This is a genomic window from Pseudomonas sp. FW300-N2A2 (assembly GCF_017351735.1).
In the GTDB taxonomy this organism is placed as follows: Bacteria; Pseudomonadota; Gammaproteobacteria; order Pseudomonadales; family Pseudomonadaceae; genus Aquipseudomonas; species Aquipseudomonas migulae.
On record NZ_JACNDU010000009.1, the window covers coordinates 25,456 to 41,245 of the forward strand.

At 61.1% G+C, this 15,790-nt stretch carries 17 protein-coding genes; 12 read left to right on the forward strand and 5 right to left on the reverse strand.

The features are described from left to right. Nucleotides 1-20: 20 nt before the first annotated feature. The 3 genes from J4E42_RS14210 to J4E42_RS14220 all read right to left on the reverse strand — a co-directional run bounded on the left by J4E42_RS14210 (nt 21) and on the right by J4E42_RS14220 (nt 2,967). Nucleotides 21-662 carry an oxidoreductase gene (locus J4E42_RS14210; protein ID WP_008042977.1) on the reverse strand — a complete coding sequence of 214 codons (642 nt, stop codon included), beginning with the start codon at nt 660-662 and terminating at the stop codon, nt 21-23. A 27-nt stretch (nt 663-689) separates the two neighbouring features. Next, the gene (locus tag J4E42_RS14215) at nt 690-2,408 is read right to left on the reverse strand and encodes a C13 family peptidase (RefSeq protein ID WP_192230193.1); all 1,719 of its coding nucleotides are present in this window, start codon (nt 2,406-2,408) and stop codon (nt 690-692) included. Between the two features lie 103 nt (nt 2,409-2,511). Next, the gene (locus tag J4E42_RS14220; RefSeq protein ID WP_008035756.1) at nt 2,512-2,967 is read right to left on the reverse strand and encodes a MaoC family dehydratase; all 456 of its coding nucleotides are present in this window, start codon (nt 2,965-2,967) and stop codon (nt 2,512-2,514) included. 183 nt (nt 2,968-3,150) lie between these two features. Between J4E42_RS14220 and J4E42_RS14225 the strand changes: the two genes are divergently transcribed. The 4 genes from J4E42_RS14225 (at nt 3,151) to J4E42_RS14240 (ending at nt 5,124) form a co-directional block, all read left to right on the forward strand. Next, nucleotides 3,151-3,513, forward strand: a complete 363-nt coding sequence (locus J4E42_RS14225) for a CidA/LrgA family protein (RefSeq protein WP_008044533.1) — start codon at nt 3,151-3,153, stop codon at nt 3,511-3,513. Continuing rightward, the gene (locus J4E42_RS14230) at nt 3,510-4,226 is read left to right on the forward strand and encodes an LrgB family protein (RefSeq protein ID WP_008035079.1); all 717 of its coding nucleotides are present in this window, start codon (nt 3,510-3,512) and stop codon (nt 4,224-4,226) included. Before J4E42_RS14225 ends, J4E42_RS14230 begins: the two co-directional genes overlap by 4 nt. A 10-nt stretch (nt 4,227-4,236) precedes the next feature. Continuing rightward, complete coding sequence (locus tag J4E42_RS14235) at nt 4,237-4,827, forward strand: LON peptidase substrate-binding domain-containing protein (RefSeq protein WP_008035081.1); 591 nt, start codon at nt 4,237-4,239, stop codon at nt 4,825-4,827. 129 nt (nt 4,828-4,956) lie between these two features. Then, nucleotides 4,957-5,124 carry a hypothetical protein gene (locus J4E42_RS14240; RefSeq protein WP_008044534.1) on the forward strand — a complete coding sequence of 56 codons (168 nt, stop codon included), beginning with the start codon at nt 4,957-4,959 and terminating at the stop codon, nt 5,122-5,124. 54 nt (nt 5,125-5,178) lie between these two features. Here J4E42_RS14240 and J4E42_RS14245 read toward each other — a convergent pair whose 3' ends face one another. Together J4E42_RS14245 and J4E42_RS14250 are read right to left on the reverse strand one after the other, a co-directional pair. After that, on the reverse strand, nt 5,179-6,495 hold the full coding sequence (locus J4E42_RS14245; protein WP_207285481.1) for a bifunctional DedA family/phosphatase PAP2 family protein: 1,317 nt from the start codon (nt 6,493-6,495) through the stop codon (nt 5,179-5,181). A gap of 175 nt (nt 6,496-6,670) precedes the next feature. Beyond that, nucleotides 6,671-7,369: a DNA-3-methyladenine glycosylase gene (locus tag J4E42_RS14250; protein WP_032832881.1), complete on the reverse strand. Its 699-nt coding sequence runs from the start codon at nt 7,367-7,369 to the stop codon at nt 6,671-6,673. Between the two features lie 177 nt (nt 7,370-7,546). On the opposite strand from J4E42_RS14250, the gene J4E42_RS14255 reads away from it, so the two are divergent. The 8 genes from J4E42_RS14255 to J4E42_RS14290 all read left to right on the forward strand — a co-directional run bounded on the left by J4E42_RS14255 (nt 7,547) and on the right by J4E42_RS14290 (nt 15,633). After that, nucleotides 7,547-8,818 (forward strand): glutamate-5-semialdehyde dehydrogenase, encoded by a 1,272-nt coding sequence (locus tag J4E42_RS14255; protein WP_008035088.1) that lies wholly within the window; start codon nt 7,547-7,549, stop codon nt 8,816-8,818. Between the two features lies 1 nt (nt 8,819). Next, complete coding sequence (gene nadD / locus J4E42_RS14260) at nt 8,820-9,509, forward strand: nicotinate-nucleotide adenylyltransferase (RefSeq protein ID WP_085988415.1); 690 nt, start codon at nt 8,820-8,822, stop codon at nt 9,507-9,509. Nucleotides 9,510-9,583: 74 nt separating this feature from the next. Next, a complete protein-coding gene (gene rsfS, locus J4E42_RS14265) occupies nt 9,584-10,078 on the forward strand; it encodes a ribosome silencing factor (protein ID WP_008035092.1) in 495 nt (164 codons plus the stop codon). Between the two features lie 9 nt (nt 10,079-10,087). Then, on the forward strand, nt 10,088-10,555 hold the full coding sequence (rlmH, locus tag J4E42_RS14270) for a 23S rRNA (pseudouridine(1915)-N(3))-methyltransferase RlmH (RefSeq protein ID WP_007937439.1): 468 nt from the start codon (nt 10,088-10,090) through the stop codon (nt 10,553-10,555). A 9-nt stretch (nt 10,556-10,564) separates the two neighbouring features. Then, nucleotides 10,565-12,460, forward strand: coding sequence for a penicillin-binding protein 2 (gene mrdA, locus J4E42_RS14275; protein ID WP_008035095.1), 1,896 nt, complete (start codon nt 10,565-10,567; stop codon nt 12,458-12,460). A gap of 31 nt (nt 12,461-12,491) precedes the next feature. Continuing rightward, nucleotides 12,492-13,595, forward strand: a complete 1,104-nt coding sequence (rodA, locus tag J4E42_RS14280; RefSeq protein WP_050550375.1) for a rod shape-determining protein RodA — start codon at nt 12,492-12,494, stop codon at nt 13,593-13,595. 17 nt (nt 13,596-13,612) lie between these two features. Then, nucleotides 13,613-14,623: a lytic murein transglycosylase B gene (gene mltB / locus J4E42_RS14285; RefSeq protein ID WP_008035098.1), complete on the forward strand. Its 1,011-nt coding sequence runs from the start codon at nt 13,613-13,615 to the stop codon at nt 14,621-14,623. Then, nucleotides 14,623-15,633, forward strand: a complete 1,011-nt coding sequence (locus J4E42_RS14290; RefSeq protein WP_008044546.1) for a septal ring lytic transglycosylase RlpA family protein — start codon at nt 14,623-14,625, stop codon at nt 15,631-15,633. The genes mltB and J4E42_RS14290 overlap by 1 nt, the downstream gene beginning before the upstream one ends. Nucleotides 15,634-15,790 lie beyond the last annotated feature (157 nt).

Consider the following 15,790-nt stretch of genomic DNA (forward strand, 5'->3'; position numbering starts at 1 on the left):
TTCATCCCTGACTCAACAAATTATTTGCCTAGCTTCCTCAACTCATCCGACTCGACAATCCGTATCCCATCCTGCTCTTCCAGCGCCAGTCGCCACATCGCCCTGGCCAGTTGGCAAGCTTCGATGCCGCGGTATTTGCCGGGGATCAAGCGGGACAACGGACCGGCGACCTGCTCGGCCAGACGCGGTTCGAGGCGCTCACCCAGCAACACCGAAGGTCGACAAATGGTCAGCTGTGGCCAGTTTTGTGCGCGCAATGCGTACTCCATCTCGCCTTTGACCCGGTTGTAGAAAACCGAGGATCTGCGATCGGCCCCCAGGGCGCTGATCACGATCAAGTGTCGTGCACCCATTTCCCGCGCCCGTTTGGCGAAGGCCACTACCATGTCGAGGTCGACCGCGCGGAACGCCGCTTCCGAGCCGGCCTGTTTGATCGTGGTGCCGAGGCAGCAGTAGGCGATGTCGACGCGACCGCTGAGTTGCGGCAGGAACATCGCCGGGTCGCCGACCGGGTTTTCCAGATGCGGATGCTCGGCCAGCGGCCGGCGTGAGGGGGCCAATACGCGCGTGATCGTGGGCTCGTTGAGCAGGCGATCAAGCAAGTGTTCACCGGTTAACCCGGTAGCTCCGGCAAGCAATACGTGCTGAGGCGTCAAGTACATAATATGTCCCCCTTGATACTGATCAGCTTAGTTGCTCTTTGCGTCCTTGCTGTCGATAGAGACACTTTGTAGCGCTTTTCGTGCCTGCTGTTTACGTAACAGCTGCCAATGGGAGAGAACGGTTTTCGGCGCCCAGATTTGCGGTTCAGAGGCTTCGAAACTGTCCGCCAATTCACGCTCGGCCACGGAGGCCTTGGCCAGCTTGAAGGCTTGTTCCAGGTCGTCGGTCTGGTTCAGGGCCTGGGCGAACAGCGCGTCGCCGAAGTAGGTGAAGTTGGCTTCTTCCGAGCACCCGAAGGACACGCGGTCGGCGCGCGACGCGGTCATGATCAGGGTGCGTTCGTCCTTCAGGGCGGGGATGAAACCACCGGAGTAGCAAGACGAAATCACGATGATCTTGTCGCGGTTTTTCAGCGGGGCGAGCACGGCGCCGAGTTCGTTGGCCGGCAGGTCGGACAGCTCCATGCGTGGCTGGTCGAGCACCAGTTCGTGCTCGCTGGTGCCGTGGCTGGTCAGGTAGATGAAGATCAGGTCTTCCGGGCCGCTGCGCTCGGCCAGCGTCAGCGCCGCACGGCGCAGGTTTTCCCGGGTGGCCATCGGCCGGTCGACGAGGTGGTCGCGATGGTTCACCAGGCGGATCTGGCCAAACGCACCGAAACGGCTGGTGAGCATGTTGCTGACGTAATCGGATTCACGCAGGAACACGCTCTGCTTGCCGTCACCGCCGACGGTCAAGGTGTACAACTCGATCGCCGGGGTCGAAGCCGGCACATTGGCCAGCGCGTCTTCGAGCAAGCGGCCCTGTGCCAGCAATCCGAGTTCAAGGCTGTCGGGCAACAGCTTGCCGTCGGCATCGCGTACTCGTTGGCCGTTGGCCCACGTGCCGCTCTGCACGGTGCCATCGGTCAGCACCAGCGTGCCGCGTCCCTGATAACTGTCGCCGTCGAACTGGCCGATGTAGAAGCTGCCATCTGAAAGGTTCAGTCGGCCCTGACCGGTGAAGCGCCAGTCGCTGAACTGGCCGATGTAGTGGCTGCCGTCGGCGCCGATCAACTCGCCTTTGCCATTCAGCGAGCCTTCCTTGAACTGGCCGAGCCAGACATCACCGTCGGCGTTTTCGTAGCGGCCCTTGCCGTGCAGTTGGTTGTTCTTGAAGCTGCCGACGTAAATGTCGCCTTCAGCGCTGTTGAATGTCCCGTTGCCTTCCAGCTGACCGTCCTTGAAATGCCCGGTGAACTGATTGCCGCTGGCGTCGCCACGCTGGCCTTCGCCGTTGGGTTTGCCGTGGGCGAACTGACCTTGATACGAGCTGCCGTCTTCGAGTTCCAGACGGCCGAGCCCCGAATATTGATCGGCCTTGAATTCGCCGCGGTAGGTCATGCCGTTTTCTTTGAGGGTGCCTTCGCCTTCGCGCCGACCCGCCTTGAAGCCGCCGGTGTAGCTGCTGCCGCTGGTGGTCAGCGTGCCCTGGCCGTCGAACAGCCCCAGGTTGAAATTGCCGCGATACAGCTCGCCGTTGCTGCCGTGCCATTCGCCCTGGCCGTGCCACTGGCCCTTGTCGAAACTGCCGGCGTACCAGCTGCCGTTCGGGTAATCGACGCGACCCTGGCCTTGCAGCAATCCGTTGACCAGGTCTCCGCGATAGCGGCCGCCGTCCGGCAGGCGCGCATCGGGCGGCAACAGCGATTCGCTGTCGCCGCAAGCGGTGAGCATCAGGGTCAAGGCAATGAGTGCAAGTGAGCGCATAGCGGGATCCGGGCAATTAGGCGACCGAGTATGCCGCAGCTCTATGACTGAGATATAGAGAGAGGTCGCGAAACAGCGTGAGCTGCTTCGCATCCGGGAGCGTTTACACGAAGCAGAGCGACAGTGGCTCGGCGATATAGGCCGGTTTGTCCGAACCTTCGATCTCGAGCGTGGCGGTGGCCTTGAGCAGCCATTGGCCGGGCTTCTTCTCGGTGACTTCGGTCAGGTCGACCTTGAGGCGCACTTTCGAATTGACCTTGACCGGCTGAATGAACCGCACGCTGTCGAGGCCGTAATTGACCACCATCTTCAAGCCTTCAGGCAGGATGAGGATGTCTTCCATCAGTTTCGGGATCAGCGACAGCGACAGGAAACCGTGGGCAATGGTGCTGCCAAATGGCGTTTGCGCGGCTTTGACCGGGTCGACGTGGATGAACTGATAGTCTCCAGTGGCTTCGGCGAACAGGTTGATGCGCTCCTGATCGATAGTTAGCCATTCGGAACGTCCAAGTTCCTTGCCGACATAATCTTTGAGCTCTGCAACTGGAACATAGGGCATTGAGACTCTCCTTGGGTTCATCGGTTTTATAGTTTTGAGGTGGGGGGATTTGACCTCCCGGATTACCACTTTAGATCAACATGGCAAATTGCTCCGGTCAACTGACCATGCTTTTGGCGAATGCCGGTCTATAGCGTTGGCATGCTTATAATGCCGGGCGCGATTTTTCGGGGGAGAGGACGGATGTTGTTACGTGGCCTGACCTGGCTGGTGTTGTTCCAATTGCTGGGCACCGCCATCAACCATTTGTTTTTGCCGGTGCTGCCGGGGCCGATCATTGGCCTGCTGCTTCTGCTGGTGTTCCTGATCAGCCGTGGCCAGGTCGGCGAGCCGTTGAGCCTGGCGGCCGGCAGCCTGCTGCGTTACCTGCCGTTGTTGCTGGTGCCGCCGGCCGTGGGCGTGATGGTTTACGCCAAGGACATTGCCGCGGACTTCTGGGCCATCGTCGGCGCACTGGTGTTGTCGCTGCTGCTGTCCATGGCGTTCGCCGGTGTGCTGATGCAGCGCATGGTCAAACGCCACGCGCACCGCGAGGACTCGCAATGATCTTCGACTGGCAGGGCGCCTGGGTGTCGGTGATTCATCATCCATTGTTCGGCATCGGCATCACCCTCGGCGCCTATCAGCTGGTGTTGGCGGCGTTCGAGAAAACCCGCTGGATTTTTCTGCAGCCGGTGCTGGTCTCCATGTTGTTGGTCATTGGCGTGCTGGTCGGCTGCGGCCTGACCTACGCCGAGTACCGCAAGAGCACCGAGATCCTCAGTATTTTGCTCGGCCCGGCCACCGTTGCGCTGGCCGTGCCGCTTTACCTCAACCTGCGGCGGATTCGGCAGTTGTTCTGGCCGATATTTACTACGCTGGTGATAGGTGGCGTGATTGCCACCGGCATGGGCGTGTTGCTGGGGTGGTCGTTTGGTGCCGAGCACATGATCCTGATGACCATGGCGCCGAAGTCGGTGACCTCGCCGATCGCGATGCTGGTGGCCGAACAGATCGGCGGCGTCGCGGCGCTGGCGGCGGTTTTTGTGTTGATCACCGGCGTGATCGGGGCGATCTTTGGGCCGAGCCTGCTGAACCGGCTCGGCGTCCACAGCCCCGAGGCGCGCGGCATGGCGCTGGGCATGACCGCCCATGCGGTGGGCACGGCCGTGGCGATGCAGGAAAGTGAAGAGTGCGGCGCCTTCGCGGCGCTGGCGATGAGTCTGATGGGCGTGGCCACGGCAGTGTTCCTGCCGTTGGCGGTGTCGATGGTGGTGTAAGGAAATGTCTATGAGCCTGCCGCTTTTCCCGCTGAATACGGTGCTGTTTCCGGGCTGCATCCTCGACTTGCAGATCTTCGAGGCGCGCTACCTGGACATGATTGGTCGCTGCATGAAACAGGGCGGCGGCTTCGGCGTGGTGTGCATCCTTGAGGGTGAAGAGGTCGGCATCGCCCCGTCAGGTTATGCGCTGGTCGGGTGTGAGGCGCTGATCACCGATTTCAAGCAGCAGGACAATGGCCTGCTGGGCATTCGGGTGCAGGGCGGGCGGCGCTTTCACGTATTGCGCACCGAGGTTCAGCGCGATCAGTTGACCGTCGCCGAGGTCGAGTGGCTGGAAGACGAACCGGAGCAACCCTTGCAGGATGAGGATGCCGACCTCGTCGCACTGCTCAAGGCCCTGGCCGAACACCCGATGGTCGAAGCGCTGAACATGGGCACCGAAGCGACCGGGCAACAGTCGCTGGCCAATCAGTTGGCGTACCTGCTGCCATTCGCCGAGGTGGACAAGATCGACCTGCTGCAACTCGACGATCCGCAGCAACGACTGGATGCGATCCAGGCGCTGCTCGATGAATTGCAGGGTGAGTTGTTCGCTTGAGAGCGAAGGGCTGATGAACGTATTTGGTAGCAGTTTGGGCCTCAGGCCAGCATTGTCGGAAGCAACGGATGCGCATAGTTTCAAGTCTGCCCACAGGAAGTGGGTTCACACTTGAAAAGGAAGATGTAAATGGATTCCGACGCAACACAAAAACAGGCTATCTGGGATCAATGCGCCGTTGAGGTCATGCTGGTCGTGCTGAAGAGTCAACAGCGATTCAACTATGAAGTCGCTGCTCAGGCTGCCGCCGATGCCGCGGATGCGCTGATCGAAAAACGCGAAGCTCGACGTACTTGAACAATTTCGCTGGATAAAAAAAGCCCGAGCAATGCTCGGGCTTTTTGTGTTCGATCAATAGGCATACCGCAACATTGCGTGCGGTAAATGCCGCAACGCAAAGAAGCCGAATAACACCACCATCGCCGGCAACACCAGCCACCAGACTTTGGGTGGCATGGCGTTGAGCGGTGTCTGGCGCTGACTCAACCCCAGGCTCGCCGCACACACGCACGCCGCCAGCATGGCGCCGGCCAGCACATCCGTTGGCCAGTGCGCGCCCAGGTACACGCGCGACAAGGCAATCGCCAGCGCCGGCAGGCAACCCAGCAGCAACCAGGTCAGGCGCATCCTTGGCGGTTGTCCGCGACCGGCCAGCACGGCGAGCGTCAGAAACAGCGCGAAAGAGCCCGAGGCATGGCCGCTGGGCATGCTGTAGCTGGTAAGCGGGTCGCTCAGGACTTCCGGGCGCAACCGGGCGAAAAAGTGTTTGGTGAGCGTATTGCCGAGTGCGGTGACGAGCAGCGTACTGCCGGCGAAAATCGCCTGTCGCCATTGCCGGGTCAGCAGCAGCAAAACGGTGAGCAGGGCGCTGAACAGCAGCATGTTGCGGAACTCGCCGATCAGGGTGAAAGTCACGGCGACTTCATCGAGCATCGGGCTGCGGTGTTCCTGCACCAGTGTCATCAAGCCCTGGTCGAGAGCGGTGAGGTGCGGGTAACCGATAAACAATCCGGCCAGAATCAACAAGCTCATGCTGGCGATCAGTATCGTGGCCTTGCGATGGCGGCGCAGGCTGCTGGTTGCGCTCAGGCCGATCATCACGGCGATGCTGCCGGCGACGATCCCGGCCTCAGGCCAGAAACCTTCCGGTAATGGCAAGCGAATCGCCGCGCCCGTGGCCCAGCCGGGCAGCAGGTAGGCGACGCTCCAGCCGGCAGTGGCCAGCAGGCTGACGGCGACGAAGCGCGGGAACGGCATGTCGAACATCCCGGCGACCATCGGAAGCATCGGCCTTAGTGGCCCGATGAATCGTCCGACCAGCAGGCTGGCGATGCCATAGCGCTGGAAGTAAGCCTCGGCACCGGCGATCCACTCCGGGTGATGGCGCAGGCCGGGCAGGCGCCGAATGTTCTGATGGAAATGTCGCCCAACAAAGTAGGAAACGATATCGCCCATCACGCCGGCGACGAATCCCAGCAGCAAGGTTTCGCTCAACGACAGCGCACCGCTGCCGGCCAGCACGGCGACGGCAAACAGCAACACCGTGCCGGGTACGATCAGTCCGGCAATCGCCAGGCATTCCACGAAGGCCACGATGAACACCGCCGCAGCCAGCCATTGCGGGTTGACCGTCAGCCATCCGGTCACGCTATCGAGCCATGGGCCCATAAAAACAACTCCATTGAATAATCAATTGGCCTCAAGGGCCGAACGCACTCTTCAAAACACTACAGACCCTTGTAGGAGCAAGCTTGCTCGCGATGGCGGAGTGTCAGGCAACATCTGCTTCGACTGTCAGACCGCTATCGCGAGCAAGCTTGCTCCTACAAGGGATTTTCATTGTTCAAGTGAGCAAAAAATAATCGCGACCTTCGACCTGCCCCCGTCGCAGCGGGTTTCGCGTGCAATACGGCGCGTAAGCTGCATCGACGAAGCGGTACATCAAATGCTCATCGCGCCCATGGGGAATGCCCAGGCGTGTGGTTTGAATAATGTGGCCCGGCGCCGGGCCGACATCTTCCACCAGCAGCACCTCATGATCGAAACGCTTGGCGTCCCATACCGGCACCTTCAAACCCAGCGCCTTGCACAACAGCGTTTGCCCGGCACAGAGTTTTTGCGACGGGCGAGGGCGGCCCTGGGCGTCGGGATTGTTCAGCAGCATCTGCGCCAGGCTTGCTGGGCCGCTCAACTCATCGACCCACGGATACGCGGATTTGATCAAAACCGCATTGCCCGGACCTTGAGCGCTGAAATTCAGGGAATCGCCGCCCCGGGCGTAATACATATAAATGTGGCCGCCATCCAGAAACAAAGCCTTACGCTTTTCTGTGTAGCCGAGAGAGGCATGGCTGCCTTTTTCTTCGAAGTAATAGGCTTCGGTCTCGATGATCCGGGCGCTGAGCCACAGTTCACCGACCCGATGCCGGATGACTTTGCCAAGTAAATCCCGGGCCAGCGTTTGCGCATCCCGGTCGAAAAATGCGTCCGGGAGCCCGGTGGGCAGGCCCGCAGCGGTCGCACGAACAGTCAGGTTGGACATGATGAACGGCATTTATCAAAGCTGATTGAGTCGTGATGATAACAATTTGCAGCTTAATCACGGCTGAACGTCGGCAAATTGCCCTCCATTTCGACCATCCGCCCGTCACCGCTGTTAGTCAGGGGACGCGACAGCTATAATCTGCCGCTTTCATCTTTGCCAAGATCACAGCAGACAATGACTGAGTCCGTTCTCGACTACATGACCCGCCTGGGTCGCGCCGCCCGTGAAGCGTCGCGCATCATCGGCCGTGCCAGCACCGCGCAGAAAAACCGCGCCTTGCAGGCGGCTGCCAATGCGCTGGATGCCGCGCGTGCCGAGCTGACGGCCGCCAATGAGCTGGATCTGGCGGCTGGTCGAGCCAATGGCCTGGAACCTGCGCTGCTGGAACGTCTGGCGCTGACCCCGGAGCGTATCGACGGCATGATCGTCGGTTTGCGCCAGGTTGCAGCGTTGCCGGACCCGGTCGGCGCCATTCGCGACATGAGCTTCCGTCCGTCGGGGATTCAGGTCGGCAAGATGCGTGTGCCGCTGGGCGTCATCGGGATCATTTACGAATCTCGCCCCAACGTGACCATCGACGCCGCCAGCCTGTGCCTGAAGTCCGGCAACGCGACCATCCTGCGCGGCGGTTCCGAAGCGATTCATTCCAACCGTGCCATCGCCGCCTGCATCCAGCGCGGCCTGGCCGAAGCCGATCTGCCGGCCGCCGTGGTGCAAGTGGTCGAAACCACCGACCGTGCCGCCGTTGGCGCGCTGATCACCATGCCTGAATACGTCGACGTCATCGTGCCCCGTGGCGGCCGTGGCCTGATCGAACGCGTCAGCCGTGATGCGCGCGTGCCGGTGATCAAGCATCTGGACGGTATCTGCCACGTTTACGTCAGTGCCCACGCCGATCTGCCGAAGGCCCAGCGTATTGCCTTCAATGCCAAGACTTACCGTTATGGCATTTGCGGTGCGATGGAGACGCTGTTGGTGGATCAAACCGTTGCCAAAGATTTCCTGCCATCGATGGCTGCCCAGTTCCGCGAAAAAGGCGTTGAACTGCGGGGGTGCGAGCGCACGCGGGCAATCATCGATGCCGCAGTGGCCACAGAAGAAGACTGGCACACCGAATACCTGGCGCCGATCCTCTCGATCCGCGTGGTCGACGGGCTGGACCAGGCCATCGAGCACATTAATAAGTACGGCTCCCATCACACCGATTCGATCGTCAGCGAAAACCTTGCAGACACCCGGCGTTTCGTCGCGGAAGTCGATTCGTCGTCGGTGATGATCAACACCCCGACCTGCTTCGCTGATGGCTTCGAATACGGATTGGGTGCCGAGATTGGCATTTCTACTGATAAGCTGCACGCCCGCGGCCCGGTGGGTCTCGAAGGTCTGACCTGCGAGAAGTACATCGTGGTCGGTGATGGCCAGTTGCGCGGCCAGGCGTCGGTCTGACTTGGGCGACCTTAATCCGTCGGCCCCGGTAACCACCAGCGAACCTGCGCCTCGGCGTATCGGCATGCTGGGCGGGACGTTCGACCCGGTGCACATCGGCCATTTGCGCGGTGCGCTGGAAGTCGCCGAAGCGCTGGCGCTCGACGAGTTACGCCTGACACCCAGTGCCAGGCCTCCGCATCGCGGTACGCCGCAGGTGTCGGCGAAGGACCGTCTGGCGATGGTCGAGTGCGCGGTGGCCGGTGTGGCGCCGTTGGTGGTGGACGCCCGCGAATTGCAGCGGGACAAGCCGTCCTACACCATCGACACCCTGGAACTGATGCGCGCCGAACTGGCCGCTGAAGACCAGGTTTTTCTACTTTTGGGCTGGGACGCATTTTGCGGCCTGCCCACTTGGCACCGCTGGGAAGAGTTGCTCCAGCATTGCCACATCCTGGTGCTGCAACGCCCGGATGCCGACAGCGAACCGCCGGATGCCTTGCGCAACCTGCTGGCAGCGCGCTCGGTGAGCGACCCGCTGGCCCTTAAAGGGCCGAGCGGACAGATTGCATTCGTCTGGCAGACGCCGCTCGCGGTATCCGCCACCCAGATCCGTCAACTGCTGGCCAGCGGTAAGTCGGTACGTTTCCTGGTGCCCGACGCGGTCCTGGCCTACATCGATGCGCACGGACTTTACCGTGCGTCGAACTGAAAAAAAGGGTGCGCTTCAAGGCGCGTGAATGCGTGTAGCGAAGCGCCCGAACATACGAGCAAAACGAGTTTTATATGACTGACAAAGACGTAGCTAAAGTAAAGCGCAAAGGCACATTCAAGAGCGCCCCGCTGCCAGTAGAAGCGCCAACCGGCCCTGAGCTGGCTGGCGAAGCGCTGGTCAAGGTTGCCGTGGCAGCCCTGGAAGACGTGAAGGCCCAGGACATCCAGGTCATCGACGTTCGTGAAAAGCAGAGCATCACTGACTTCATGATCATCGCTACCGGTACGTCCAACCGCCAGATCGGCGCCATGCTGGACAAGGTCCGCGAAGCCGTCAAAGCCCAGGGCGTCAAGCCTTTGGGTGAAGAAGGCAAGGGCGACAGCGACTGGGTCCTGCTGGATATGGACGACGTCATCGTGCACATGATGACCGCCTCGGCTCGCCAGTTCTACGACCTGGAACGCCTGTGGGCCGGTGCAGAGCAGAGCCGTTCGGCCAGCGCTGCGCATCACAGCCCGGAAAACACCCACGAGCATTTCACCAAGCTCAACAAAGACCAGCTGTAAGGGATTGCTGTGCGACTGCGACTGATCGCCGTCGGTTCACGCATGCCCAAGTGGGTGGAAGAAGGCTGGCATGAATATGCCAAGCGTCTTCCGTCCGAGCTGGCGCTGGAACTGGTGGAAATACCGCTCAACACCCGTGGCAAGAACGCCGACGTGGCACGCTTCATCCGTCAGGAAGGCGAAGCCATGCTGGCCAAGGTCGGGCCGAACGAGCGCGTTGTCACCCTCGAAGTCCACGGCAAGCCCTGGAGTACCGAGCAGTTGGCGGTCGAGCTCGATCGCTGGCGGCTGGACTCGCGCACGGTGAATTTCATGGTCGGCGGCCCCGAAGGGCTGGCGCCGGAAGTTTGTGCGCGGGCCGATCAGCGCTGGTCGTTGTCACCGTTGACGTTGCCGCACCCGCTGGTGCGGATTCTGATCGGCGAACAGCTGTACCGTGCCTGGACAGTTCTGTCCGGTCACCCTTACCACAAGTAGTTCTGCCTCATGTCCCAGCCGATCCGCATCAAGGACCACGAAAAAGACGCCCGTCTGGTGCGTGGCCGCGTCGTGTTCGGGGCTATTGCAGTGGTGGTGCTGATCGGCGTGCTGATCGCTCGCCTGTATTTCCTCCAGGTGATCCAGTACGAGTACCACTCGACCCTGTCGGAAAACAACCGCGTCCATGTGCAGCCGATTCCGCCGACCCGCGGATTGATCTTCGACCGCAATGGCGTGGTGGTGGCCGACAACCGGCCCAGCTTCAGCCTGAGCATGACCCGCGAGCGTTCCGGCGACTGGCAGCAAGTGCTCGACGTGATCGTCGAAGTGCTGGAACTGACGCCTGAGGATCGGGTGATCTTCGAGAAACGCATGCGCCAGGGGCGTCGGCCATTCGAGCCGGTGCCGATCCTGTTCGAGCTGACCGAAGAGCAGATCGCCCGCATCGCCGTGAACCAGTTCCGCCTCCCGGGTGTGGAAGTGGTTGCGCAGCTGGTGCGGCATTACCCGCAGGGCGCGCACTTTGCGCACTCGGTGGGTTACATGGGGCGGATCAACGAGAAAGAGCTGAAGTCTCTCGATCCGGTCAATTACAGCGGCACCCACCACATCGGCAAGACCGGCATCGAGCGTTTCTACGAGCCCGAGCTGCATGGCCAGGTGGGTTACGAAGAAGTCGAAACCAACGCACGAGGCCGCGTTCTGCGGGTGCTCAAGCGTACCGATCCGATTCCCGGCAAGGACATCGTCCTGAGCCTGGACATCAAGTTGCAGGAAGCGGCCGAAGCGGCACTCGGCGGTCGCCGTGGTGCGGTGGTCGCGCTGGACCCGAAAACCGGCGAAGTGCTGGCAATGGTCAGTCAGCCGAGTTTCGACCCGAACCTGTTTGTGACCGGCATCAGCTTCAAGGCTTATTCCGAACTGCGTGATTCCATCGACCGGCCGTTGTTCAACCGCGTGCTGCGTGGTCTTTACCCGCCGGGTTCGACCATCAAGCCCGCGGTGGCCATTGCGGGCCTGGACTCGGGCGTTGTCACCGCGTCGACCCGGGTCTTCGACCCCGGCTACTACATGCTGCCCAATTACGATCACAAGTATCGCAACTGGAACCGTACCGGTGACGGCTACGTCGATCTGGATACGGCGATCATGCGGTCCAACGACACCTACTTCTATGACCTGGCCCACAAGCTGGGGATTGATCGCTTGTCGGCCTACATGGGCAAGTTCGGCATCGGCCAAAAGGTCTCGCTGGACATGTTCGAAGAGTCGCCGGGGCTGATGCCGTCCCGTGAGTGGAAGCGCGCGACCCGTCGCCAGGCCTGGTTCCCGGGTGAAACGCTGATTCTCGGGATCGGTCAGGGATACATGCAATCCACGCCGCTGCAACTGGCCCAGGCCACGGCGCTGGTGGCCAACAAAGGCGTGTGGAACCGTCCGCACCTGGCCAAGACCGTCGAAGGCGAGCGGCCGAAGGATGACAACCCGATGCCGGACATCATCCTGCGCGATCCGTCCGACTGGACCCGGGTCAACCACGGCATGCAGCAAGTGATGCACGGTGCGCGCGGTACGGCGCGCAAGGCTTCGATCGGCGCGCAATACCGGATCGCCGGCAAAAGTGGTACCGCCCAGGTGGTCGCGATCAAGCAGGGCGAGAAGTACGACCGTTCGAAGGTTCAGGAACGTCATCGCGACCACGCCTTGTTTGTCGGCTTCGCGCCGGCCGACGACCCGAAAATCGTGGTGTCGGTGATGGTCGAGAACGGCGAGTCCGGTTCCGGTGTCGCCGCGCCGGTGGTGCGTCAAGTCATGGACGCCTGGCTCCTCGACCAGGACGGCCGACTGAAAGCCGAATACGCCAGCCCTATCAGTGCGGAGGCTACGGCCCGTGAAGAGTAATTTCGATCGCATCCTCTCCAGCGAGGATGTGATGCGTCGCCGTGCGACGCTGTTGCAACGCATGCACATTGACGGCCCGCTGCTGATCCTGCTGCTGACCCTCGCCGCCGGCAGCCTGTTCGTGCTGTATTCCGCCAGCGGCAAGAGCTGGGACCTACTGGCCAAGCAAGCCACTTCCTTCGGCATCGGTCTGGTGTCGATGATTGTCATCGCCCAATTCGAACCGCGCTTCATGGCCCGTTGGGTGCCGGTCGCTTATGTCGTCGGCGTGCTGTTGCTGGTGGTGGTGGACGTCATGGGCCACAACGCCATGGGCGCGACGCGCTGGATCAACATTCCGGGGGTGATCCGCTTCCAGCCTTCGGAGTTCATGAAGATCCTGATGCCGGCGACCATCGCCTGGTACTTGTCCAAGCGCACCTTGCCGCCGCAGCTCAAACATGTGGGCGTCAGCCTGTTCCTGATCGGTTTGCCGTTCATTCTGATCGTGCGTCAGCCCGACCTCGGCACTTCGCTGCTGATCCTGGCGGGTGGCGCATTCGTTTTGTTCATGGGCGGGCTGCGCTGGCGCTGGATCATCAGCGTACTGGCCGCCGCCGTGCCGGTGGCCGTGGGGATGTGGTTTTTCATCATGCACGACTACCAGAAGCAACGAATCCTGACGTTCCTCGACCCGGAAAGCGATCCGCTGGGCACCGGCTGGAACATCATTCAGTCGAAAGCCGCCATCGGTTCCGGCGGCGTGTTCGGCAAGGGTTGGCTGCTGGGCACGCAATCGCACCTCGACTTCCTGCCGGAAAGCCACACCGACTTCATTATTGCGGTGATGGGTGAAGAGTTCGGCCTGGTGGGCATCTGCGCACTGCTGCTGATTTACCTGTTGTTGATCGGTCGCGGGCTGGTGATTACCGCCCAGGCCCAGACATTGTTCGGCAAACTGCTCGCGGGCGCCCTGACCATGACGTTTTTTGTTTACGTTTTCGTCAACATCGGTATGGTCAGTGGCCTGTTGCCGGTTGTAGGGGTGCCGTTGCCGTTCATTAGCTACGGAGGAACTTCGCTGGTAACGCTGCTGTCAGCGTTTGGGGTTTTGATGTCGATCCATACCCATCGCAAGTGGATCGCACAGGTTTGAATAAGGTGAAGATTTCAATGCAAGTAATGCGTGGCTGGGCGACTCGATACGCGCCATGGGTCGGCCTGGTGAGCATCCTTGGCACAGCGCAGGACGCGTTGGCCGGCGATTACGAAGGCTCACCCCAGGTGGCCGGCTTCGTCGGTGAAATGACCCGCGACTACGGTTTCGCCGGTGAACAGCTGATGGGCGTGTTCCGCGAAGCCGAGCGCAAGCAGTCGATTCTGGACGCGATCTCCAAGCCCGCCGAGCGGGTCAAACAGTGGAAAGAATATCGCCCGATGTTCATCACCGACGCGCGCATCGCCCGCGGTGTGGATTTCTGGCGGCAGCACGAGGCGGTACTCGCCCGTGCCGAGCAGGAATATGGCGTGCCGGCCCAGGTGATTGTCTCGATCATCGGCGTTGAGACCTTTTTTGGTCGAAATACCGGCAATTACCGGGTAATCGACGCCTTGTCGACCCTGGGTTTCGACTATCCTCCCCGTGCCGAATTCTTCCGCAAGGAATTGCGTGAATTCCTGTTGCTGGCCCGGGAAGAGCAGGTCGATCCATTGACCCTCAAAGGCTCCTACGCCGGGGCGATGGGCTTGCCGCAGTTCATGCCGAGCAGCTTTCGCGCCTATGCGGTGGACTTCGACGGTGACGGCCACATTAATATCTGGACCAATCCGGACGATGCCATCGGCAGCGTCGCCAGTTACTTCAAGCGTCACGGCTGGGTGGCCGGCGAACCGGTGGTCAGCCGCGCCGATGTGCGTGGCGATCAGGTCGACGAAGGTTTGACCACCGGCATCGAACCGACTAAAACCGTCGGGGAGTTGCGGGCTCTAGGGTGGTCAAGTCATGATGCGCTGCGCGATGATATGCCGGTCACGGCATTCCGCCTGGAAGGTGACAATGGCCCTGAATACTGGATGGGCCTGACGAATTTTTACGCAATCACGCGTTATAACCGCAGCGTGATGTACGCCATGGCAGTACATCAACTGTCTGAACAGCTGGTCCAAGCACGGGGCGTCAAGTAATGCGGGCATTGCCTATGAATAAACCCCTGAAGCTGATGGCATTCGCCGCGTTGGCAGTGCTGGTCGCCAGTTGTTCGACCAGCCGCGCACCGTCACAGAAATCATCCACCGCCGTGCGCTCGGCGCCGGGGCTGGACATCAACCGCGCCCACAAAGATGGCGCACCGTGGTGGGACGTCGACGTATCGCGCATCCCGGATGCCACGCCGACCCTGCACACCGGTCCTTACAAGGCCAACCCGTACACCGTGCTGGGCAAGACTTACTTCCCGCTGCAAGAATCCAAGACCTACGTCGCCTCGGGCACGGCGTCCTGGTACGGCACCAAGTTCCACGGCCAGAACACCGCCAATGGCGAGGTTTACGACCTGTATGGCATGAGCGCCGCTCACAAGACCTTGCCACTGCCAAGTTACGTTCGGGTGACCAACCTCGACAACAACAAGTCAGTGATTTTGCGGGTCAACGATCGCGGGCCGTTTTACTCGGATCGCATCATCGACTTGTCCTACGCTGCCGCGAAGAAACTCGGCTACGCCGAAACCGGTACCGCACGGGTCAAGGTCGAAGGCATCGACCCGCAGCAATGGTGGGCGGCCAAAGGCCGTCCGGCGCCTTTGATGCTCAACGAGCCGCAAGTAGCGCAAAATGCCGCGCCGACGATTACCGCTTCTGCCGGCACGGTCGAGCAATGGACGCCGCCGCCGCAGCAACACGCCGCGGCCGTCGTACCCGTGCAGATCGATGCAAAAAAAAACGCTTCTGTACCAGCCTCTGGCCAGTATCTGCAGGTGGGCGCGTTCGCCAACCCGGACGCTGCAGAACTCCTGAGATCGAAGCTCAGCGGGATGGTGAGCGCTCCGGTGTTCATCAGCTCGATCGTGCGTAATCAACAGACACTGCATCGGGTGCGCCTGGGGCCGATCGGCTCGCCGGGTGAAATCCAGCAAGTGCAGAACAGCGTGCGCCTGGCCAATCTCGGTTCGCCGAGCGTGGTCACCGCCGAGTAATACGTAGTACTTGATTGACGGTTCACTTGCGGTTTTGAGGGGTGGACCTGGTTGTTGGCTCGTTGAAGAACAAAAGCCCGGCAAGGGTACTGAGTGAACGACTGAACACGCGATGGCCCGTCAGAAGGTCATCTAGATTAGTTTTGCCTTCGGGCAG